We start from the raw sequence: 22,148 nt of genomic DNA on the forward strand, positions 1-22,148 counted from the left end.
TGACGGTGGCCGATCAGCTGCGGTCACAGTGCAGGATACGATCTTCCCCTCGCAGGCTGATGGTACGCCATCGGAGCTCAACGGTTCAGTTCAATCGCGATCCTCGAGCTCCGCATCCGGCGCATCGTCCGGCAACAGCAGCTGCGCGTCGCGATCAAGATCGCCGATCAAGACCGGCTTTCCATCGCGGCCGAATTGAAACACGCTGTCGCTATCATCGGCATTGATGTCGCCGAAGATCTTTTCCACCGTGGCGAAATCCCGGTGCGGGGCGAAGCCATGGGCCTTTGACCATGCGGAAAGATCGCGCAGCAACTTGCGCGCCTCGCTCGGAGCGATCGGGACCATCGTCCCGCCCGCATCCGCCATCCCCATATATTGCTCGATATACTCGCGCTCCATGGTCCTGAACATCACGTCCTTGACGCCCAGCGCGAAGCTGTCGAGCAGAAACACGGCCATCGTGTAGGGGGAGGTGTGGCCGCGCGCCAGGAGCAGCGTCCCCATGCCGACATCGAAAAGGCCTTCGTTGACGCAACAATGCTGGATCGGCGCCTGCGCCGCCTTTGCCACGCGGCCGGGCAAGCTGTTCTGAATCGCGTCCTCGCGTTTCGCCAGGGTTGCCAACTGCTTGCGCCGCTGCGCCTTCTTGGCCCGCTTTTGTGCCATGTTGACTGCCATGACCGTCCCTCCACTGCTCCGTCCGTCCGCGACAAGATAGCAGGAAAGGGGCGACGCCGTCTCCGGCGATCAGGTCACGCGCGAGATGAAGCCCGCGAGAATCGTCCGGCTCTGGCTGAGTGCCTCGATGCGTTGATCGAGAAGGCCGACCTGCTGCGCCAGTATCCTTCGCAAATTGTCGCAAGGTCTGAAGTCCGGACGGGTGTTGCGCACGCACGGAAGCAACTGCTTGATCGTCTCCAGCGTCATCCCGGCGGAGCCAAGCAGCTTGATCCGGCGCACGGCTTCCTCATCCTCCGAACCGTAGTCACGATAACCGGCTGACGTTCGTTGCGGCGCAAGCAAGCCCTCGCCCTCATAGTAGCGCAGCATCCGAATGCTCACCCCCGTCCGTCGGGAGAGTTCGCCGATCTTCATCTGAAAACCTCTTGACCCTGACAGTGCTGTCAGACCTTACAGATCGTGCTCGCCCAAGTGGAGTCCCCCTTGTGCTGGGAGCAACGATGAAAGCCTATCATTTGAATGGCCAAGCAGGTGCAGGGCGCCTGGCGCGCACCGACCTCGACAAACCCGAACCCGCCGGCGGCGAGGTTCGCATGCGGGTCGAGGCGGCAAGCCTCAACTACCGCGATCTGCTGATCCTCGACCGAGCGGGCCAAGGCGGCTTCGACGGCCGCGTTCCGCTGTCCGACGGCGCAGGAGTCGTCGATGCCGTCGGCCCCGACGTCGTTCGATGGCGCAGAGGTGACCGTGTCGCCGCATCGTTCTTTCGCGATTGGATCTCCGGGCCGTTCAAGGCGAGCTACGTTCCGTCATCCCTCGGCGGCAGCACGACGGATGGCATGCTGGCAGAGTACGTGGTGCTGCCGGAGACGGCGCTGGTCGCCGTGCCGGCGCATCTCACATCGATCGAAGCCGCGACCCTGCCCTGTGCCGCCGTGACGCCCTGGCACGGCCTCGTCGCGCGCGGTGGAATGGGCAAAGCCGCCACGCTTCTGGTCCAGGGAACCGGCGGCGTCGCCCTGTTCGGCCTTCAGTTCGCGGCCGCACTCGGCGCCCGCGCCATCGTGATCTCGTCGTCGGACGAGAAGCTCGCCCGCGCCCGGGCGCTCGGCGCCTCGATCCTGATCAACTACCGCGACACGCCCGATTGGGATGCCGCCGTGATGAAAGCGACGGACGGCGAAGGCGCCAGTCATGTCCTCGAACTCGGCGGACCCGGCACCTACGACCGCTCGCTGCGCTCGGTCGCATCCAGCGGCAAGATCGTTCAGATCGGCGTCTTGACGGGGTTCGGCCCGAAGCCCGACCTCGCCCGCCTGCAATGGGAGAATGCCGACATCATCGGCGTCACCGTGGGCTCGGTCGAACATTTCACGGCTATGAATCATTTCCTGAGCGAACACGCGATCCATCCGATCGTCGATCGAGTCTACGACTTCGACGACGCTCCCGAAGCGTACGCCCATCTCCGGTCCGGCTCGCATTTCGGCAAGATCGTTCTCAGACTGTAGGCATGTGGGCAGATCGCCGGAATCATCATCGCAAGAACAGCGGCAGGTCGGCCAATGTCACTTCGCGCCGATCATCTTGCGCAGCCAGGCATCGACGATCGCGGTGGCCGGTTGGCCGGGATCGCCCAGTTCGCGGTTGATCTCCATGTGGCCGCGCAGGCCGGTGCCGCCGACGCCCTGGACCTCGGCCGGCGTGCCCGCCTGCATCAGCGCTGCGCCGAGCGCCTCGGACTGCGCCTTGCCGTCGGCGCGGTCAACATGAAGGATCAGGAACGCGGGCGCGTTCGGCTTGGCCGCCTGGAGGGTCGGCGACAGCGCCCGCTGGCGCGCCGGGTCATTGCCGAAGGCCTGGATGTAGGTGTCGAGCATGAATCGGCCGCTATCGGCGAGCTGGCGCGCCACGTCGTAGCAGGCCCCATCCAGCGCGATGATGCCGCTGACGTCGCGCAACGACAGCCCGGCTGCCGTGACATAGCGCGGATCAGTCCCCACCAGCGACACCAGATGCGCGCCGGCGCTGTGGCCCATCAGCACGATGCGCGAAGGATCGATCCCGAGCCGCCCGGCATTGTTGCGCAACCACGCCAACGCTGCGGCAACATCGCTGGCCTGCTGCTCGACCGTCGCCGCCGGCACCAGCCGATAGTCGATCGAGGCGAAGGCGTAGCCCTGCGCCAGCATGTGCTCGACCTTCGCAGCCCCCGTCGCATTGCGCTTGTCGCCCCGCTTCCACCCGCCGCCATGCACGAACACGACCAGCGGCGCGGCGGTGCCTCCCCGCGCCTGCCAGACGTCGAGCTTCTGCAGCGGATCGGCGCCATAAGCATATTCGGTCGCCGGTGCGCCTTGGCGTTCGGCCTCGCGCGCCGCCATGCGTGCCTGCAACCGCTCCAGAAAGGGACCCGCGAGTGCAGGTGAAAGAAGGAAGGGCTGCAGCAGCCACAGGCCGGCAGCTAACAAAACCGCAAGCGTCGAACGCAACATCGAGAGCTCCATCGTCGTGAGACGATAGCAGCACGCGTTGCTTAAAGAAGGCCGCACGCAGCGTTGTTACAAAATGTCACGAACGATGACGTCCGCGAAACTACGGACTGATCCCGCCGCCCGGACTGGACGCCTCTACCGGCCTTGCAGGCTCAGAACTTGAACGAGGTCTCGATCTCGTAGGTTCGCGGCGCGCCAAGAAAAATCTGATCGGGATAGTTCGGATCGCTCCAGGCGGCGTACTTCTTGTCGGTCACGTTGCGCACGCGGAAGGTGACGCGGGTGTTGTCGACGGTCGGGAACATCGGGGATTTCGGGATATCGACGAAGGCAAACACGTCTGCCGTCGTATAGGCCCGCATCGTGACGACGTTGGCATCGGTCGTGTAGCGGTCGCCGACATGACGGAGGGAGAAGCCAAGCTCGACCGGCAACCAGCCTGGATTGATGAACCGATACGAGGCGCCGCCGTTGACGACCAGAGACGGGATATTCGGCGGCGTGTTGCCGGAGTATGTTCCACCCGTAAAGTCATAGTCGGCATAGCGGGCGTTGACGTAGGCGACGTTCGCCCAGACCTTCGTCTCCGCCGTCGGCCGCACCGCCGCAGCGACCTCCACGCCCTGCGATTTGACCTTTCCGGCAAGATTCAGCCGCTGTCCCGCCTGCGCCGAGTAGACGTTGCTGCGCTCGATGTCGAACAGCGACAGCGTCCATTCGGCGCGACCATTCCACAGCAGGTTCTTGACGCCGGTCTCGTAGCTCCGCGCCGACGTCAGGGTGAGCTTCTGTGTCGGGCTCAAGAGGAACAGGCTGCCCACCGAGAGATCGCTTGCCGTCGCGTACTGGCTATAGAAGGTCAGCCCAGGGATTGTCTCCCATGTATAGCCGATCCGTCCGGTCACGGGATCCCAGTTCGCGGAGTACGGAAAGCCGCCCTTGGTCACCCCGAACTTGTCGACCGACGTCCGATCCAGCGTGAACGGATTGTAGCGCAGCCCGCCGATCAGCGCGAAGTTGTTGGTGATCTTCAGCCGGTCTTCCAGATTGATCGCAAAGCTGTCGATGACGGCCGTCTGCCGCTGGATCTGCAGCGAACCATAGTAGCCGCGGACTGGATCGACCAGCGAGACCTGATCACTCGGAAAATTGGCGGCGCCAGGCCGGGCGAAGTCGAGATGGTAGACCTCGAAGCCCGTGACCAGGCGATTGTCGAGGCCGAGAATATTCGCATTCCAGGTCACGTCGGTATTGTTGCCGACCATGTTCTGGTTGTGATGGACATAGAAGCGCTCACGATCGATCCGCTGGTCGTCGCGCAAGCCCTTCGTGTTGTTGAACGCGATCACCTCGTTGTTGTACCAGTCGCGGCTGGCATTGTAGTTGTAAAACTGACTGCGGACGGTCACGTCGCTGGTTGCGGCCCATTCGAGACCGCCGCGCACCCAGGATTCCTTGATGGTTTTGTGGCCATCGAGCACGTTGTAGTTGGTGGAGAGCGTCCGGCTGTCGATCGTGACATTGTTGAGCGTGGTGCCGTTGTAGTCCGAGATCTTGTTCCCGGACACGATCCCCGAGGTTGCGAAAGCACCACTATAGGACGCCGGCACCAAAGGCGTGCCTCGTAGAGCTTTGCCTGATAGTCCTTGAACTCGGCTGCGGCGAACACCTTGAACGTGTCCGTCAAGCGATAATTCAGCTGACTGGAGACGTGGAGATTTCTGGTGTCGGTATCGTCGATGAAGCCGACCTCCTTGGACTTGCTGATGTCGAAGCGGTAGTCCAGACCATCGATCTTCGTGCTGCCGCCCGAGCCGTAGCCGGTGCGGACGCTGCCGCGATTGTCGAATCCGACGAACGCCTCCTGCGAGATCGGGCCGGTATGTGGCGCCTTGGTCACGAAATTGATCGCACCGCCGACCGCACCCTGGCCGGACACGACCGAGGACGGCCCTTTCAGGAATTCGACACGATCGAGATTGAAGGTCTCCATTGTCAACGCCGTGAAGCCGGTCGGACCGATATTGATGCCGTTGTACATGACGTTGATCTGGTTGCCTTGGAAGCCGCGCATCGCGTAGGCCACGTCATTCGGCGCATCGCCCGCCGTCACGCCGGTCGCACCCTTCACGGTATCGATCACCGTGTGATAGCCCTGCTCGCGGATGGTCTCGGCGCCGACGACCTCCACGCTGGCCGGCGTCTGCCTCGGCGTGAGTCCGAGACGACTGGCGCTTGCGGCAACGGCGTTCGTATTCAACGGCGTCGCAATTCCGCGCTGGTCTCCCTGGCCTTGCTGAGCGGCAACAGAACCGCCTGGCGCTGCGCGGGGTACGTTGGAGCGAACCGAAGATTGGCGCCTTTGCGCATCGGGCGAACGCGAGGTCGTTGCCGCTCGCCGTGGCTTTGGCGCGGATACATCGACCTGCGGAAGCAATGCTGGTTCTCTGGCCCTCGTCGACGTCTGCGCGGCCACATCGACCGAGGCGACACATGAGCCGATGGCGATCGACACGCTGAGTGCCGAAACCGAGCAAAGAAAATAACGCACGACGACCCCCAGCAGTGCTGGTGAACGACTGCCCCGTTGCTGTCGTCCACCCGAGCCCTTTCACGGCTTATTGATTATTCGAATCCACTGAGTATGATGTCAAGGACGAAAGATCATACTGGCGGCCGGATCGTGTTGTCATGCGCCGCATGTATCTCATTCGGCACAAAGCCCGGTCGGAGGATTCGGCCGTGACAATTCAATGAAAGAGCACCGATGCTCGACGCTATCGCCGTGACCAAGCAGTTTGGTGACAACACCGCCTTGAATGACGTTTCGCTCAGCGTGTCGCCCGGGGACATCTATTGTCTGCTTGGAGCGAACGGAGCCGGCAAGACGACGCTCATCAACCTGTTCTTGAATTTCCTCCAGCCGACATCGGGACAGTTGAAGATCGGCACGATCGACGTCGGCCAGTCTCCGCTCGAAACCAAGCGCCTGCTCGCCTACATCCCTGAGCAGGTGACGCTCTATGCAACGCTGACCGGGGTCGAGAATCTCTCTTTCTTCTCTTCGCTTGCCATCGGCGAGCGTCTGTCCCGCCCGCGACTGCTCGAGCTGCTGGACGCGGCGGGTCTACCTCCTCAGGCGGTCGATGACCGGGTCTCGACCTATTCCAAGGGCATGCGTCAGAAGGTCGGCATCGCCATCGCGCTCGCCAAGCAGGCCAGGGCCTTGCTGCTCGATGAGCCCACCTCCGGCCTCGATCCATCCGCGGCCAATGAATTCTCCCAACTGCTCATCAATGCGAGCAGGTCGGGCGTCGCGGTTCTGACCACGACGCACGACCTCTTCCATGCCAAGCAGACGGGGACGCGCATCGGCATCATGAAGCGCGGCCGCCTCGTCGAGGAACTCCGAAGCGAGGACGTCAGTCATGCCGATCTCGAGGCGCTCTATCTCAAGCACATGAAGACCTGACGTGTTTGCATTCATCGCCGCCAAGGAGACGCGCGAGATCATTCGCGACGGACGGCTGTTGTGGGCGGGCGGCCTGATCTGCCTGCTGCTCGCCCTCGCCCTCGTCGCGGGGTGGCAGCGCCACGCGCAGGTCAACAGCGAGCGCAGCGCCGGGCAGGCGCTCGACTATGAAGCGTGGCTGCAACAGGGCAGACGCCACCCGCACGATGCGGCCGAACAGGGCATGCATGTGTTCAAGCCCGAACCGCCGCTCTCGATCATCGACCCCGGTATCGAGCCCTATGTCGGATCGACGGTGTGGCTCCAGGCTCACCGGCAGAGCGAGTTGAAATTTCGGCCGGCGCAGGACGCGACCGGATTGCAGCGGTTTGGCAGCCTGTCTCCCGCCTGGGTGCTTCAGGTCCTGCTGCCACTACTGATCATCGCGATCGGCTTCAACGCGGTCAGCGGCGAGTACGAGCGGGGCACCCTGCGTCAATTGCTCAGCCTTGGTGTACCCGCGCGCAGCCTGCTGCTTGGCAAGGCGGGGGCTCTTGCGGGCTGTATCGCCGTCCTCACCATCCCGGTTGGTCTGGTCTTCTTGGGCATTCTGCTGACGCGGACAGGCGCCGTCGATCGCATCGACATCCTCAGTCGGGCCGCCTTGCTCTTCGCCGGATATGCCATGTATCTCGGCTTTTACATCTTCCTCACGCTCGCCGTTTCCGCTTTCGTACGTTCGTCGCGCGCCGCCCTGGTCGTGTTGCTCGCGTTCTGGGTCGCGACGACGTTGATCGCACCGCGGGCCGCCTCGGAAGCGGCCAGCCTGCTGTATCCGACGCCCTCGCGCCTCGACTTCGACCAGCACCTCTCACACGATATCGGAGAAGCGGCCGACCAGGCCTGGGCTGCCAATTTCGGCGTTCGCACCCAATGGGACGCCGCGCTTCCGCTGAGCAAATGGGGCGCCGCACTCCAGGTCGACGACCACGCCGGATACGGTGTCCTTGACCAGACCTTTGGCCGGTTGTGGGACACGTTCGAGCGTCAGGAGCGGCTGCAGCGTTGGGTCGGGCTGCTGGCCCCCGTCACAGCCCTCCGCGGCTTCTCGATGGGACTTGCCGGCACCGACTTCGCGCAGCATCGCGACTTTTCGTCAGCGGCGGAAGCCCAACGGCGCACGATCCAGGACATCGTCAGTGACGACCTGATCAAGCACGCCGACCCGCTGGGCAATGCGCATTTCACCTACAAGGCCGGACCGGAGTTGTGGGCCAGCGTTCCTCAATTCCAGTATTCTCTTCCCCGAGTGTCATTCGCGCTGGCGCATCATTGGCAAAGCCTCGTGCTGCTGGCGGCTCTCTTCAGCCTGTCGGTCGCGGTGGCCTATCGTGCCGTGTCACGCCCCTTGATGCGCTAGATCGGTCATCGACGATGTCCCCTCGACATTCCCGCCTGTCCTCGAACTTCTGGCTCATCGTTCAACACGAGAGCCGAGTTCTTCTGCGTGACAGGACCTTGCCGCTGGTCTGTGCGGTCTTGGCGCTCATGATCGGATGCGGCCTGTTCGTTGGCATGGCACAGGCTTCGCTCCGAGAGCGGATGATCGCCGAGGTCACGGAGCACGAGCGCGAGGCGCAGCAGAAGAACCAGGACACGCTGAGGTCCGTTCTCTCCGGCAAGGAGACGCTGGTGCCGTTCTCCAACCCGGCCAATCCGGCCGCGCTCGCGGGAACGCTGGCGGGGCGGCATACGGTGCTGCCCAATGGCGCATTGGCGGCGCTGGCGGTCGGCCAGTCCGACATGATGCCGAACTATTACCGCATCTCGTATCTGAGCAAAGTCCAGTTCATGTACGATTCCGAGATCGAGAATCCTTGGAATCTCCTGAGCGGACATTTCGACGTCGCTTTCGTCATCGTCTTCGTGCTGCCTCTTCTCGTCATCGGTGTGAGCTACAATTTGCTGTCGGCCGAACGAGAACAGGGCACACTGAGAATGCTGTGCTCGCAGCCGCTGTCCTTGGCGACGCTGCTGATCGCCAAGGTCGCGGTGCGGCTGATCGCAGTGTTGAGCATCGTCATTCCGCTGCCCCTGATCGCCCTCCTCGCCAGCCATCCGGACACGCGTGCGCTGGAGCCTGTCCTGCTCATGCTCTCGTGGGCTGCGCTGGTCGCTGGCTACGCCCTGTTCTGGTTCGCAGCTGCCGCCCTGGTCAACGTCCTTGGACGACCCTCATCGCAGAATGCCCTGATCATGATCGCGCTCTGGACGGTGCTGGTGCTCGTCCTGCCGGTGGCCATGAACCTCGCGGTCGACGCGATCAGCCCGGCGCCGTCCCGAACCGAACTCGCCAGCCGGACGCGCGTCGTCACCGCGGACGCTCTCAAGGAATATGAGAACCTTTACAGCGCCGATTATCGCTACGCGTCCGATCCGGAGGCACTCGCGGTGAAGGACGGCCGGATCGACGTGCCGTCGCGCATGCGGGCCTTCTTTCTGGCCAAGCAGCGCGTCGACGAGCGCATCGAGCCCCTACTCAAGCGCTTCGACAACCAGTTGCTGGAACAGCAGCATCTCGTCGACCTGGTCGGGTTCTTGTCACCGGCCATCCTCGTGAACGAAGCGCTGAACTCGGTCGCCGGCAACGGCTCCCTCCGCTTCGTCGCCTTCAAAGCCCAGACCGAAGCCTTCCACAATCGTTGGCGCAGCTTCTTCGCCCCAAGAATTCTGCAAGATCGGGCCACCACCATGGATGATCTGAATTCGCTCCCGACGTGGCAATGGGTCGAACTGACGGCTGCCGATACGCGATGGAGGGTCTGGTCCCGCATCGCCCTCATCATGACGCTGGCGATCAGTCTAGGTTCGATCGCGCTCGCGAAGGCGAAGCGCCAACCGATCGTGTAGACAATCGACGCGGCCCTGAAACTCGATGCTCTTCAATGGTGCCCGGCGACACCGCGGCAGGTTTCGAAGCTCCTGGAGCCCCGTCCGGAAACGGCGCAGCATCATTGCTGAAGTGATGCTCTGAAACTCAGAATGCACGCTCTGGCGTAGGGAACAGGGGCGACTGCTTCCCTACAGCGAGCCATCGCTCATGCGATGCGTTTCCGGACGAGGCTCCGAACGCCTCGAGGATTATCTTTGCGACACTAAGCCTGACAAACACTACGTCAGTATGACAAGTCTCCGTAAACGTCATACCGACCTTGCCCCCCCAACATTCTTCTTTCATTTTTTCCGAAATGATGTATAACCGGTCCCGTCCTGCTTCCGCCGGAGGGGCGTGTCGCGACCGTCACGAGACGTGGGAGGTGGGATGCGATGGGCGCAGCGAATCGCAGCGTGGCCTCGTGCCGCGCGGACGAACGGTTCGTTGCGCACGGCGAAGTCGTGCGGTCCTGATACCCCGATGCTGGTATCAAGCAGGTGGCGGTGCTCGCGCATCACGCCGGTGATGGTGGCCAACAAGCCCGGCGCACCAGGGAGACCACGTATAAGCCGTTCCAACCGTCGCGCAGGGAAGGCCGGGTGTGTTCGGCCAGACCTGTGGTGACTGCCGCCTGCTTTTTTTGCTGCAGGCGGGCCACGGGCGCGGCCAGCGCCCGGCCTTCCCTGCGCCCTCCCCGGTATCGAGGGCGGACCTGATGCACAACTCGGGCGCGATGCGCCGCGGGAGATGATGGCGCATGTCTAGGAGACGACGTTTATCGGCGTGCGCCGGCAAGTTGCGGCGGCGGGGCCTCATGGTTCGAGACGCGTCGCAAGGGCGACGCTCCTCACCATGAGGAGCCAAAGCCGGGGGCACTGCACATCGACCATGAACACGCCAAGCGGCGTGTTCATGGAGAGGAGACGGGCACGAAGCCGGAGGTGCACATTGGTCATGCTCAGCGCCCTCGTCGGGAAGGACCAAGCGCCTGTTGAGGGTTTTCAAGCCCCGCGCTCCGGCACCTCCCCTCACCCTGAGGAGACCGCCGAAGGCGGTCGTCTCGAAGGGCGAGGCCCGGACCTCGGCCTCATGGTTCGAGACGCGCCTTCGGCGCTCCTCACCATGAGGAGCAATCCCCGCAAGCCGCAGCGGCTGACTGACCATGCGGCAGGAGCGCGCATCCCCTCCCCCCGCAACGTTTCGTTAACCGCCGTTAACCGAACGCTAACCATACACCGGGCAAAAATTGCCGGGTGGGACGATGCGTGTCGTGATTGGGTGCTGTTGACGGGGGAGAGCTTCCGTGGACGCCAGCGCGGTACCTCAGTTTCGGAACGGTGGCCCTGTGGCCGCCGCGCAGTCGTTTGGGGCCGGCAAACGCGGCCCCCGGGAAGGGGCGAAAGCCATGGTCGACGTCACGGCGGGTCAGGGAGCCGGCTCTCCGACCGGCGGGTTCTCATTCGGCGATCTCAAGACGCTGATCATGCGCGGCGACATCGCGCTGGCGCTCGGCATCCTCACCATCCTGGTGGTGCTGATCCTGCCGCTGCCCTCACTGGTGCTCGACCTGTTCCTGGCGATCTCGATCACCCTGTCGATCCTGATCCTGATGACCGCTCTGTTCATCCAGGCACCGCTGGAATTCTCGTCGTTTCCGACCATCCTGCTGATCTCGACGATGCTGCGGCTGTCGCTGAACCTGGCCTCGACCCGGCTGATCCTGTCGCGCGGCCACGAGGGCACGGATGCGGCCGGCCACGTCATCGAGGCGTTCGGCAATTTCGTGATGGGCGGCAATTTCGTCATCGGCATCATCGTGTTCGCGATCCTGGTGACGGTGAACTTCGTCGTCATCACCAAGGGTTCGGGCCGCATCGCCGAGGTCGCGGCACGCTTCCATTTGGACTCGATGCCCGGCAAGCAGATGGCGATCGACGCCGACCTCTCCGCCGGCCTGATCGACGAGAAGGTCGCCAAGGCCCGGCGCAAGGAACTGGAGGACGAAAGCGGCTTCTTCGGCGCGATGGACGGTGCCTCGAAATTCGTCCGCGGCGATGCCGTCGCCGGCCTGCTCGTCGTCTTCATCAACATCATCGGCGGCATCATCATCGGCGTGGCCCAGCAGGGCCTGGGTTTTGCCGAAGCGGCCCGCACCTACACCACGCTGACCGTCGGCGACGGCCTCGTCACCCAGGTGCCGGCGCTGATCGTGTCCACCGCGGCCGGCCTGCTCGTCTCCAAGGCCGGCGTGACCGGCGCCGCCGACAAGGCGCTGATCAAGCAGTTCTCCGGCTATCCGCAAGCGCTCGGCATGTCCGCGGCGGTCATGCTGGTGCTGGCGTTGCTGCCGGGCATTCCGACCATCCCGTTCCTCGCGCTCGGCGGCGGCGCCGCCGCGCTGGCGCTGAAGGCGCGCCGCCACAAGGAAGTGGCGAAGGCCGAGGAGATCGCCGCGGCCGCCGCCGCGCCCGCCGCAGCCGCCGCCTCTGCCGCGGCCGCCGAGGAGCCGATCTCCGCCGCGCTCAAGATCGACGATCTCAAGATCGAGCTCGGCTACGCGCTGCTGCCGCTGGTCAACGCGCCCGACGGCACCGACCGGCTGACCGACCAGATCAAGGCGCTCCGGCGGTCGCTGGCGATCGAGATGGGTTTTGTCATGCCTTCGGTGCGCATCCTCGACAACGTCCAGCTCGAGGCCAACACCTACATCATCAAGATCAAGGAGGTCGACGCCGGCTCCGGCAAGATCTGGCCGAGCCAGTTCATGGTCATGGACCCCGGCGGCAACCAGGTCGCGGTGCCCGGCATCCACACCACGGAGCCGACCTTCGGCCTGCCCGCCACCTGGGTCGATGCCGGCCTGAAGGAGGAGGCGACGCTGAAGGGCTATACGGTGGTGGACGCGGCGACCGTGCTGTCGACCCATCTGACCGAGCTGCTCAAGGCCAATATGAGCGACCTCTTGTCCTACGGCGAGGTGCAGAAGCTCCTGAAGGAGCTGCCGAAGGAGCAGAGCGAGCTGGTCAAGGACATCGTGCCGACGCAGATCACGATCTCCGGCCTGCAGCGCGTGCTGCAACTGCTGCTGTCGGAGCGGATCTCGATCCGCGATCTCTCGACCATCCTCGAAGGCGTCGCCGACGCGCTCGCCTTCTCGCGCAACCCGGCGACGATCGTCGAGCACGTCCGCGCCCGCCTCGCCCGCCAGATCTGCGCCCAGAACACCTCGCCGATGGGCTATTTGCCGTTGATCGCGCTGTCGGCAAAGTGGGAGCAGGCCTTCGCAGAGTCGCTGATCGGCCAGGGCGAGGAACGCAGCCTCGCGATGCAGCCGTCGCGGCTGTCGGAGTTCATGACCGCGACCCGCGACGCGTTCGAGCGCGCCGCCCGCGAAGGCGAGTCGCCGGTGCTGGTGACGTCGGCGGCGATCCGTCCCTTCGTCCGCTCGCTGGTCGAACGCTTCCGCGCTCAGACCACGGTGCTGTCGCAGGCCGAGATTCATCCCCGGGCGCGGCTGAAGACGGTGGGGAGCGTGTGAGGCAAACGGGTGCGGAACCTGCGAGTCAGTCTGAAGTTGATGAAGGCAGGACCGGTGCGGAGCGCCGGTCTTGCCGCTTTTCCAAGCAAACCAACCCTTGCTTCGCCGCAACAGGCAAACGATTTCTTAATTTTGCGTTAGGTGGCTGATATGGCAGCCACAGTCGGAACCATCATTTAAGTATTTGATCTTGAATGACTAAGATCGATTTTCGAGGATTGCAATCGCGAAGCATCACACGTATTCACACGCTTGTGATGGCCCCTGCGAAACAGAATCGCGGTTTCCTACGTTACTGTTCGCGAGACGATGAACCGGAACGTCGCCGGCTCACACGAATCAGCGAAGGACGGAAGACGGCAGGAGGCTTCCATGAACCACTCGATTTACAGCGCGGATCGGACGACCCACCTCAAGATCGTGGTGGTTGCGCTCGTAGCTGGCATCGCGGTGGCCGGCCTTGGCATCTCCGCCCGTTTGAACGCGGAGCCGAACTACACGCAGACCGCCAAGGTCCTCAAGGCCGGCAAGCCGGTCGCGGTGACGAGCTCGCAGACGTCGCTGGTTCGCTGATACGAATTCCCGGAATTCACGCGGTTCTCACAGCCCCCCCAACTGGCCGCGTGGATATGTAGTAGACCCAACCCCAAGTCGACTACCGAAAACGCCCGCTCCCCACGGGCGTTTTCTTTTTTGCGTTTTGGCCTACTTGCCCGGCGGCACCGTCTCGATCAGCTTGCCGGTAAAGACGATCGGCCCCGTTGCCTGCCCCGTCGGCGAGCCGCCTTCCGGCTCGACGGTGACGGCATAGGTGGCGCGGCTGACGATGTCGGGGTCGTAGGAGGACAGCACCGGGCGGCTGGTGAAATCACTGCCGCCGATGACGCCGAGCGAGCGCGGCTTCTGCAGCTTGTCGGAGACGATCCACAGTTCGAAGCTCTTGCCGGGCTCGGGCGCCGCGCCGACACGGCGCACCGTGTAGCTCCTGGTGGCGGAATCCACGGTGAGGATGAACGCCGGCGACGCGGCATCCTTTTGCAGCAGGGCCACGAACTGGGCGGCGGGCTCTGGCGCGGCCGGCACCTTGACCTCGACGGTCTGGATGCGCGGCTTCGGCTGCAACGGCTGCGGCAGCAGATCAGGGCGATAGACCTGCACGCCGACCAGCGCCAGCAGCACCGCGGCCAGCGCGGTCATGACGTTGGCGACCGCGCGCCACTGCCGGACCCTGGAGGAGAGCTGCACCACATTGGCGCGCTCGTCTGCACGCTCCTGGGCGGCAGCGAACGTGCGCCGCGGCGCGACCACCGCGGGCGCCTCAGCAGCGGTTGCAGGCTCGGGCTTGGCAATCTCGATCGGCGGAGCTTCGGGCTTCCGGGGATTGGCCTCGGACGGCTTGATCTGAGTGGGCTCGGCGACCGGCTGCTGCTCAACCGCCGGCACATCGAGCTTGGGCGCTTCGTCCTGTCGCGCTTCCGCGATGACCGGTGGGGCATCAGGCGCCGGCACCTCCGGGGGCACGACGACAACCGGAGCGGCAAAGTCCGGCGCCGGCGGCTCGGCCGCCGGGGGCTCAGCCGCCGGTGTCTCGACCGCCGGTGCCTCAGGTGCCAGTGCCTCAGTTGCCGGTGTCGCAGCGACCGCCGCCGGCAGCGACTGCGCGATCGCGGCCTTGATGCGGTCCCACAGCTCCGGCCGCGGCTCGACCAGGCCGACCATCTGATTGAGCGCGCCAAGCCGCAATTCCCACGCCTGAACCAGCGCAGCGAAATCGCGGTCGACGACCATCATGGTCTCGACCTGCGCGCGTTCGGCGGCGTCGAGCGTGCCCAACGCATATTCCGCGGCAAGCGCGATATGGTCTTCGCTATACGCCATCACAGGTCCAGGTCACGTCACCACCAAGATCTCTTGCGCTTACGCTCTCAGTCCAACAGCACCTCATCCGAGACCCAGGCATTGGCGGATGTCCATCATGCTCCGCCTGAGCCAGGTCTTCACCGTGTTCACCGGCGCATCGAACTTGGTCGCCAATTGCTCGCGGCTCCAGCCGTTATAGTAGGCAAGCAGCACCAGCTTCTGCCGGTCCGGCTCGAGCTGGCCGACGCATTCCAACAGCCGCTTCAACTCCTCCGACATTTCCCGGCGCGCCAGCGGATCCGGCGTCTCGGCCGCCACCTCCAGCGCGGAGGGCTCATCCTCCAGAGACAGCTCGCCGCGCTTGCGCACGAGATCGATGGCCCGGTTGCGGGCGATGGCGGCCATCCAGGTAATCGGGGAAGACACGGCCGGATTGAATTGCGCGGCGTTGTTCCAGACCTTGACGTAGGTCTCCTGGACGACCTCCTCGGCGAGGTCCTGTCGATGCAAGATACGGAGCACGACGCCATAGAGTTTCGCGCGCGTCGCCGCGTAAAGGCGCTCGAACGCGGCCTCGTCACCCTTGGCGACGGCGGCAAGCAACAAGACCAGCTCTGCCGGCGTCAGCATTCAGCGTCCCCGAAAATCGCCCCACTCCCTCGCTCGAACCTGTCCTCCCGTAGCACACATCGCGCGCGGCGCTCCAGCCGGGCGGACATGACGAAAAACCCGGACCTCGCGGCCCGGGTTTTCGAGGCAACAGACCCGTGGCGGGCCGGCTCAGGCGATGACGCCGAGCCGGGCGCGCATCAGGCCGATACTGTCCATGTCCGCCTGCTCGCGGGCGCTTTCCTCGGCCTTTTCGCGGGCCTGGTCGCGCTCGTCGAGCAGTTCGACCTTCTTCATCTCCTCGAACGCCTCGGACAGCGCCGCCTTGGCGTCCTCGAGCTGCGCGCGCAGTTCGTCGGCCGAGCGCGTCAGGTTCTCGCGGCGCTGGATCGCCGCCTTGGCGTAGGTCGGATAGGCAAAATGGGTCGGGTCGTTGATGCCGGCCCGCTCCTGTTCGGTCTGGATTTCCCGCTCGAGCTCGGCCGACATGCGCTGGAAGTCAGCGATCATGCCCTCGATCTGCGTCACCCGGCGGCGTTTCTCATCCACCTGAAATTTCTTCAGACGGATCAGCGTTTCGCGCGACTTCATCGACTCATACTCCCCAGAAGTCCCGTAGACGGCGCGGGACAGGGCCGGCCGCCCTTACTGGGCTCGCCGACTAGGCTCGTGACATGGAGGGGATGATGTCCCGACAAAGTTAGCTTTCCGTTTCCAAGCGCCCCAGGATCTGTTCCAGCTCCCGATACCCCTGAGCGAGCCCGCACACCTCATCCTTGCGCTGGCGCAGGAACGCCTCCAGCGGCTCGTGCAGCTTGATCGCCTCGTCGACCTCCGGACTGGAACCCGCGCGATAGGCGCCGAGCCGGATCAGCTCTTCCATGTCGGCGTAGGTCGCCATCACCTGGCGCGCGCGCATGATGGTCGGCAGGAAGACGGGATCGGCTGATTTCGGCATCGTCCGCGACACCGATTTGAGGATGTTGATGGCCGGATAACGGCCGCGTTCGGCGATCGAACGTTGCATCACGACGTGGCCGTCGAGAATGCCGCGCACCGCGTCCGCCACCGGCTCATTATGATCGTCGCCGTCGACCAGCACCGTGAAGATCCCGGTGATGGTGCCGTCGCCGCTGCCGGGCCCGGCCCGCTCGAGCAATTTCGGCAGTTCTGTAAACACGGTCGGCGTGTAGCCCTTCGCGGTCGGCGGCTCGCCGGCCGACAGCCCGATCTCACGCTGCGCCATCGCAAAGCGCGTCACCGAGTCCATCAGGCAGAGAACATCCTTACCTTCGTCGCGAAAATATTCGGAGATTGCGAGCGTCAGATACGCCGCCTGCCGCCGCATCAGCGCCGGCTCGTCGGAGGTCGCGACAACCACGACCGAGCGGGCAAGGCCCTCCTCGCCGAGATCGTCCTGCAGGAACTCCTGCACCTCGCGGCCGCGTTCGCCGATCAGCCCGATGACCGACACTGCCGCATCGACGTTGCGCGCCAGCATCGACAGCAGCACCGATTTGCCGACGCCGGAGCCGGCGAAGATGCCGAGCCGCTGGCCGCGGCAGCAGGTGAGAAAGGTGTTCAGCGCGCGCACGCCGAGGTCGAGCGGCGCGCCGACGCGCTTGCGCGAATGCGCCGGCGGCGGATTGTTGCGGTAGGGAACCGGCGCCGCGCCCTGCGGCAGCGGCCCCTTGCCGTCGATCGGCTCGCCCATCGCGTTGACGACGCGGCCGAGCCAGGCCTGTGACGGCCGCACCTGGTTGGCGGAGTTGGCGATGACGGCGCGGCAGCCGCGCCGCACCCCTTCGAGCCCGGCGAACGGCATCACCACCGCATTCTTGCCGGAGAAGCCGATCACCTCGGCAGGAATGACATTGCTGCCGGTCTCGATCATCAGCCGCGCGCCGACCGACATCGCGTGGATCGGCCCGGCGATCTCCACCATCAGCCCCTTCACGCCGACGACGCGCCCATAGGTGTTCACGGCGTCGATGTCACCGATCTGCTCGGCCAGCGCTTTCATCACGGAACCACCTTCATCGCGGAACCGCCGCCATCACAAAACAGCCTTCATTGCGAAAACCTTAAGTAAGGGCAGATTCGCTGCGCCGGTTTAACTCTGTGTTTACTCGCATCATTAATCATTGCGTCATGGTCTGGAGTGACTGACGTAGTGCGCTTTGCCGCCCCCCAAAAGCGGTGAGGAACGAGAGTCGGTTAGTTCCATCTCTTCACATGGAGCTTGAACGAGGTCGGCTGAGAAAACCTGCTTCTTCGCAACACCTTACGGCGATTCGACAAAAATTGCACGGATTGAGCTTGCGCAGCGGAATCAGGATTTGTTAACCATCTCTCGTCAGGATCCGAATCAGTTGTTCAAAGGCGTTTTGAGTGCCGCGGTGGCGGCCGACCTGACGCCCGGAGCGGCGACTATGGGGAACTGGCATGCGCGTTTTGCTGATTGAGGATGACAGCGCCGTCGCGCAGTCGATCGAGCTGATGTTGAAGTCCGAAAGCTTCAACGTCTACACGACTGACCTCGGCGAAGAAGGCGTCGACCTCGGCAAGTTGTACGATTACGACATCATCCTTCTCGACCTCAATCTGCCCGACATGTCCGGTTACGACGTGCTCAAGCAGCTGCGCGTCTCGAAGATCAAGACCCCGATCCTGATCCTGTCCGGCCTCGCCGGCATCGAGGACAAGGTCAAGGGTCTCGGCTTCGGCGCCGACGACTACATGACCAAGCCGTTCCACAAGGACGAGCTGATCGCGCGCATCCACGCGATCGTCCGCCGTTCCAAGGGCCACGCCCAGTCGGTCATCCAGACCGGCGACCTCGTCGTCAACCTCGACACCAAGACGGTCGAAGTCGGCGGCCAGCGCGTGCACCTGACCGGCAAGGAATACCAGATGCTGGAGCTGCTCTCGCTCCGCAAGGGCACCACCCTCACCAAGGAGATGTTCCTCAACCATCTCTACGGCGGCATGGACGAGCCCGAACTCAAGATCATCGACGTCTTCATCTGCAAGCTGCGCAAGAAGCTCGCCAACGCTTCCGAAGGCCGCAATTTCATCGAGACCGTCTGGGGCCGCGGCTACGTGCTGCGCGAGCCGCACGACCTCGACGAGCGCATCCCCGCCTGATCTTTCACTGGGCAACTCGGCAGGCCTCACGGCTTGCTCCTCCCAGACTGAGCCCCGCCGCAAATGGCGGGGTTTTTGTTTGTGGGAGGATGGTGATTGGCAATGGAGCGGCCGCTTTGCACCAGACGAGTTCGCGTTGGAGCCAAGCTCTCGCCACGCGACAGGTGCGCTCCCCTCCCCCTTGCAGGGAGGGGTCGGGGGTGGGGGTCCCCGGAAATGGTCTGCATTGTGGGCCCCTTCGGCCGAAGCCGATCAGCAAGCGATCTCACCACCAACACGCCGCTTGTCAGTCCCTGCCCCAAGCTCGGTCCTGAGCAAGAAACCCCCACCCCCAACCCCTCCCCGCAAGGGGGAGGGGAGCTTACCGCCGTTGCCGCACGGGCGTGGCTCAAACTGACAAGTACTCCCTCACCTTCCACCGCGCATGGCGCAGCCGCATCTCACACATGAGCGCAATCGCCGCCATCGAGCTCTCCAAGACACCATCGACGAAATCATAGAAGAAACCCATCGTCGCACACTCTCGCGATCTCGCGGCGCCCAGCGCCCGAGTTTCTCGCCATTCTCACCGCCCTCTTCCAAATTGAGGGCGCAGGGAAGGCCGGGCGCTGGCCGCGCCCGTGGCCCGCCTGCAGCAAAAAAAGCAGGCGGCAGTCACCACAGGTCTGGCCGAAACACCCGGCCCTCCCCGCGCGATGGCTTTACGATTTATAGGCGATCTCCTTGGGGACCGGCTTTTTGCCCCCATCGCCCACCGGCAGCGTCCTCCGCAACGCCAGCAGGCTTGACCTCAGCACCGGGAGGCCAGGACCACGCCACTTCATCGTGCGCCCGGGATCGTTCGTCGGCACGGACAAGCCATGCTGCGACCCCAAGCGCCCATCGCATCCCACACCCGACGTCCGTGACGACCGCGAAGCGTCCCCTCGTTGGGGCGGAACGCAGACAGTAAAGCATATTTTCCGGAAAAACGAAATCGAAATCTTTCGCGCCCGGTCCTGCCGATGTCTTGACGCGCGCTGCTTCGGCTGCTTGCTGAGCACCGCCCGCGTGGCGGCAAGGGCGGCGCCTTGTCATCGTCTCGTTTGGCAGATGTTCGCAAAGCGGATGGCCACGCCGTCCGGACGATGAGGCTCGCCGATGACCCACCCGACCGCCCACGACGCATCCGACGCCGGCATCGACACCCCGGCCAGGACAACCAACCCGCTGCCCGCCTTTGCCGGCGGCGCCGTGATCGGTGCGCTCGGCGGACTGATCGGGCTGGGCGGCGCCGAATTCAGGTTGCCGCTGCTGATCGGCCCGTTCCGCTTCCAGGCGCTGCAGGCCGTGATCCTGAACAAGGCCATGAGCCTGATCGTGGTCGCAACCGCACTGCCGTTTCGCGCCGCGACGGTGCCGTTCGGCACCATCGCCGCGCATTGGCCGGTCGTGATCAACCTGCTGGCCGGCAGCCTCGCCGGCGCCTGGCTCGGCGCCGGCTGGGCGACGCGGCTCAGCTCGCGCAATCTCTATCGGGTGCTGGCGGTGCTGCTCGTGCTGATCGCAGGCGCACTGCTGCTCGGGCACGGCCCGTCAAGTCACGCGGCGCTGCTGACCGGCCCGGCGCAGATCGTCGCAGGCGTCGTCGCCGGGTTCGGCATCGGCATCGTCGCCGCGCTGATGGGCGTGGCCGGCGGCGAGCTGCTGATCCCGACGCTGGTGCTGCTGTTCGGCGCCGACATCAAGCTGGCCGGCAGCCTGTCGCTGGCGGTCAGCCTGCCGACGATGATCGTCGGCTTCACCCGCTACAGCCAGTCCAGCGCCTTCTCCGTGGTCGCCGACAACCGGCGGTTCGTGCTGGTGATGGCGCTCGGCTCGATCCTCGGCACCTTCATCGGCGGCCGCCTGCTCGGCCTCGTACCGGATCAGGTCCTGCTGCCGATCCTTGCCGTGATCCTGCTGGTGTCCTCGGTGAAGGTGTGGCGGCACAAGTGATCCAGTGCCGACGCGGAGGCGGCTCGTTCGCGTTCTACGCCGCCCCGCCCGGCTTGCCCCGCGTCACGTATCGTCCCTCACCCTTCGCGCCGAGCAGCTTCCCGTCCCGCACCACGAACTTGCCGCGCAGCATTGTCGCCACCGGCCAGCCGGTGATCTCGATGCCTTCGTAGGGTGTGTAGTCGGAGCCGTGGTGCAAACCGTCCTGACTGATCTTGGCGGTCTTGCTGGGGTCCCACAACGCGATGTCGGCGTCGTAGCCGATCGCGATCGAGCCCTTGCCTTTCAGGCCGTAGGTCTTGGCGTGGTTGGTGGCGGTGAAGGCGACGAACTGGTTGAGGGTGATGCGGCCCTTGCTGACGCCCTCGGAGAACAGGATCGGCAGGCGGGTCTCGACGCCGGGGATGCCGTTCGGCACCCAGCGGAAGCTGGTGCGGCCCTTCGGGGTCAGCTTGCCGGCCTCGTCGTCGTAGCGGAACGGGCAGTGGTCTGACGAGAACAGCGAGAACACGCCCCTTTGCAGGCCTTCCCAGCACGCCTCCTGGCTGGCCTTGTCGCGCGGCGGCGGCGAGCAGACGTACTTCGCGCCTTCCATGTTGAGGCCCTGCATGTCCTCCTCGGTCAGCACCAGATATTGCGGGCAGGTCTCGCCATGGATCTTGAGGCCGCGAGCTTGCGCGCGGCGGATCTCCTCCATCGCGTCGCGGTTGGAGACGTGGACGATGACGATGGGCACGTCGATCAGTTCGGCCAGCGAGATCGCGCGATGGGTGGCCTCACGCTCAACCGGGATCGGGCGCGACTTGCCGTGATAGTACGGCGCGATCTTGCCTTCGCGCTCGAGCCGGTCGGTGAGGAAGCGGATGGCATCGTAGTTCTCGGCATGGATCTGCACCAGCGCGCCGGTCTCGCGCGCGACCTGCAGCACGCCCAGAATCTCGTAGTCGTTCAGCGCGAGACCCTCATAGGTCATGAAGATCTTCAGCGATGAATAGCCGTCGCCGACCAGCGCCGGCAGTTCCTGGCCGAGCACGGAGTCGGAGGGGTCGGCGATGATGAGGTGGAAGGAGTGGTCGACGTAGCAGGCCTTGTCGGCCAACGCGTGATAGTCCTTCAGCGCGGCGCGCAGCGGCTGCCCCTTTTCCTGCAGGCAGTAGGGCATCACGAAGGTGTTGCCGCCGAACGCCGCGGCCCGCGTCGCGCTCTCGAAATCGTCGGCCATGACGATGCCGGGGCCGGAGGGCTGGCTGATGTGGACGTGGCTGTCGATGCCGCCCGGCAGCACGAGCAGGCCCGAGGCATCGACGACCTCGTCGGCATCGGTGATGGCCTCGCCGATCGCGGCAATGCGGCCCTGTTTGATGGCGACATCGGCTTTGAACGTGTCGCTCGCGGTGGCGACCGTGCCGTTGCGGATGACGGTGTCGAAGGCAGCCATGTGACGCGCTCTCC

At 64.5% G+C, this 22,148-nt stretch carries 16 protein-coding genes and 1 pseudogene; 8 read left to right on the forward strand and 9 right to left on the reverse strand.

The window, feature by feature from the left end; translation table 11 throughout:
• Positions 1 to 90 precede the first annotated feature (90 nt).
• Both ACQR1L_RS24925 and ACQR1L_RS24930 read right to left on the reverse strand, forming a co-directional pair.
• Positions 91 to 681, reverse strand: coding sequence for a hypothetical protein (locus ACQR1L_RS24925; protein WP_434860558.1), 591 nt, complete (start codon positions 679 to 681; stop codon positions 91 to 93).
• A gap of 69 nt (positions 682 to 750) precedes the next feature.
• Entirely contained in the window at positions 751 to 1,098 is a 348-nt protein-coding gene (locus tag ACQR1L_RS24930; RefSeq protein WP_434860559.1) for a MerR family transcriptional regulator, read from the reverse strand.
• An 86-nt stretch (positions 1,099 to 1,184) separates the two neighbouring features.
• Between ACQR1L_RS24930 and ACQR1L_RS24935 the strand changes: the two genes are divergently transcribed.
• A complete protein-coding gene (locus tag ACQR1L_RS24935; RefSeq protein WP_434860560.1) occupies positions 1,185 to 2,195 on the forward strand; it encodes a zinc-dependent alcohol dehydrogenase family protein in 1,011 nt (336 codons plus the stop codon).
• 57 nt (positions 2,196 to 2,252) lie between these two features.
• Here ACQR1L_RS24935 and ACQR1L_RS24940 read toward each other — a convergent pair whose 3' ends face one another.
• Positions 2,253 to 3,179: an alpha/beta hydrolase gene (locus tag ACQR1L_RS24940; RefSeq protein WP_434860561.1), complete on the reverse strand. Its 927-nt coding sequence runs from the start codon at positions 3,177 to 3,179 to the stop codon at positions 2,253 to 2,255.
• A gap of 152 nt (positions 3,180 to 3,331) precedes the next feature.
• A pseudogene (locus ACQR1L_RS24945) lies at positions 3,332 to 5,730 on the reverse strand (TonB-dependent receptor).
• Between the two features lie 216 nt (positions 5,731 to 5,946).
• Between ACQR1L_RS24945 and ACQR1L_RS24950 the strand changes: the two are divergent.
• The 5 genes from ACQR1L_RS24950 to ACQR1L_RS24970 all read left to right on the forward strand — a co-directional run bounded on the left by ACQR1L_RS24950 (position 5,947) and on the right by ACQR1L_RS24970 (position 13,676).
• On the forward strand, positions 5,947 to 6,651 hold the full coding sequence (locus ACQR1L_RS24950; RefSeq protein ID WP_434860562.1) for an ABC transporter ATP-binding protein: 705 nt from the start codon (positions 5,947 to 5,949) through the stop codon (positions 6,649 to 6,651).
• Position 6,652: 1 nt separating this feature from the next.
• Complete coding sequence (locus tag ACQR1L_RS24955) at positions 6,653 to 8,050, forward strand: ABC transporter permease subunit (protein ID WP_434860563.1); 1,398 nt, start codon at positions 6,653 to 6,655, stop codon at positions 8,048 to 8,050.
• 14 nt (positions 8,051 to 8,064) lie between these two features.
• The gene (locus ACQR1L_RS24960) at positions 8,065 to 9,540 is read left to right on the forward strand and encodes a DUF3526 domain-containing protein (protein ID WP_434860591.1); all 1,476 of its coding nucleotides are present in this window, start codon (positions 8,065 to 8,067) and stop codon (positions 9,538 to 9,540) included.
• Between the two features lie 1,430 nt (positions 9,541 to 10,970).
• Positions 10,971 to 13,103, forward strand: a complete 2,133-nt coding sequence (flhA, locus tag ACQR1L_RS24965; protein ID WP_434860564.1) for a flagellar biosynthesis protein FlhA — start codon at positions 10,971 to 10,973, stop codon at positions 13,101 to 13,103.
• 372 nt (positions 13,104 to 13,475) lie between these two features.
• Complete coding sequence (locus ACQR1L_RS24970) at positions 13,476 to 13,676, forward strand: hypothetical protein (protein ID WP_434860565.1); 201 nt, start codon at positions 13,476 to 13,478, stop codon at positions 13,674 to 13,676.
• A 132-nt stretch (positions 13,677 to 13,808) separates the two neighbouring features.
• On the opposite strand, the gene ACQR1L_RS24975 is transcribed toward ACQR1L_RS24970, so the two are convergent.
• The 4 genes from ACQR1L_RS24975 to fliI all read right to left on the reverse strand — a co-directional run bounded on the left by ACQR1L_RS24975 (position 13,809) and on the right by fliI (position 17,595).
• Positions 13,809 to 14,981 carry an anti-sigma factor gene (locus ACQR1L_RS24975; protein WP_434860566.1) on the reverse strand — a complete coding sequence of 391 codons (1,173 nt, stop codon included), beginning with the start codon at positions 14,979 to 14,981 and terminating at the stop codon, positions 13,809 to 13,811.
• Positions 14,982 to 15,044: 63 nt separating this feature from the next.
• Positions 15,045 to 15,593 carry a sigma-70 family RNA polymerase sigma factor gene (locus tag ACQR1L_RS24980; protein ID WP_434860567.1) on the reverse strand — a complete coding sequence of 183 codons (549 nt, stop codon included), beginning with the start codon at positions 15,591 to 15,593 and terminating at the stop codon, positions 15,045 to 15,047.
• A gap of 150 nt (positions 15,594 to 15,743) precedes the next feature.
• Positions 15,744 to 16,163, reverse strand: coding sequence for a flagellar export protein FliJ (fliJ, locus tag ACQR1L_RS24985; protein ID WP_008960735.1), 420 nt, complete (start codon positions 16,161 to 16,163; stop codon positions 15,744 to 15,746).
• Between the two features lie 109 nt (positions 16,164 to 16,272).
• Positions 16,273 to 17,595 carry a flagellar protein export ATPase FliI gene (gene fliI / locus ACQR1L_RS24990; RefSeq protein ID WP_434860568.1) on the reverse strand — a complete coding sequence of 441 codons (1,323 nt, stop codon included), beginning with the start codon at positions 17,593 to 17,595 and terminating at the stop codon, positions 16,273 to 16,275.
• Positions 17,596 to 18,017: 422 nt separating this feature from the next.
• On the opposite strand from fliI, the gene ctrA reads away from it, so the two are divergent.
• Together ctrA and ACQR1L_RS25000 are read left to right on the forward strand one after the other, a co-directional pair.
• A complete protein-coding gene (gene ctrA / locus ACQR1L_RS24995) occupies positions 18,018 to 18,719 on the forward strand; it encodes a response regulator transcription factor CtrA (protein WP_006614002.1) in 702 nt (233 codons plus the stop codon).
• Positions 18,720 to 19,859: 1,140 nt separating this feature from the next.
• Positions 19,860 to 20,696, forward strand: a complete 837-nt coding sequence (locus tag ACQR1L_RS25000) for a sulfite exporter TauE/SafE family protein (RefSeq protein ID WP_434860569.1) — start codon at positions 19,860 to 19,862, stop codon at positions 20,694 to 20,696.
• A gap of 34 nt (positions 20,697 to 20,730) precedes the next feature.
• On the opposite strand, the gene hydA is transcribed toward ACQR1L_RS25000, so the two are convergent.
• Positions 20,731 to 22,134 (reverse strand): dihydropyrimidinase, encoded by a 1,404-nt coding sequence (gene hydA / locus ACQR1L_RS25005; RefSeq protein ID WP_434860570.1) that lies wholly within the window; start codon positions 22,132 to 22,134, stop codon positions 20,731 to 20,733.
• Positions 22,135 to 22,148: the final 14 nt, after the last annotated feature.

Origin of the sequence: Bradyrhizobium sp. HKCCYLR20261 (genome assembly GCF_051168435.1) — a bacterium.
GTDB lineage: Bacteria > Pseudomonadota > Alphaproteobacteria > Rhizobiales > Xanthobacteraceae > Bradyrhizobium.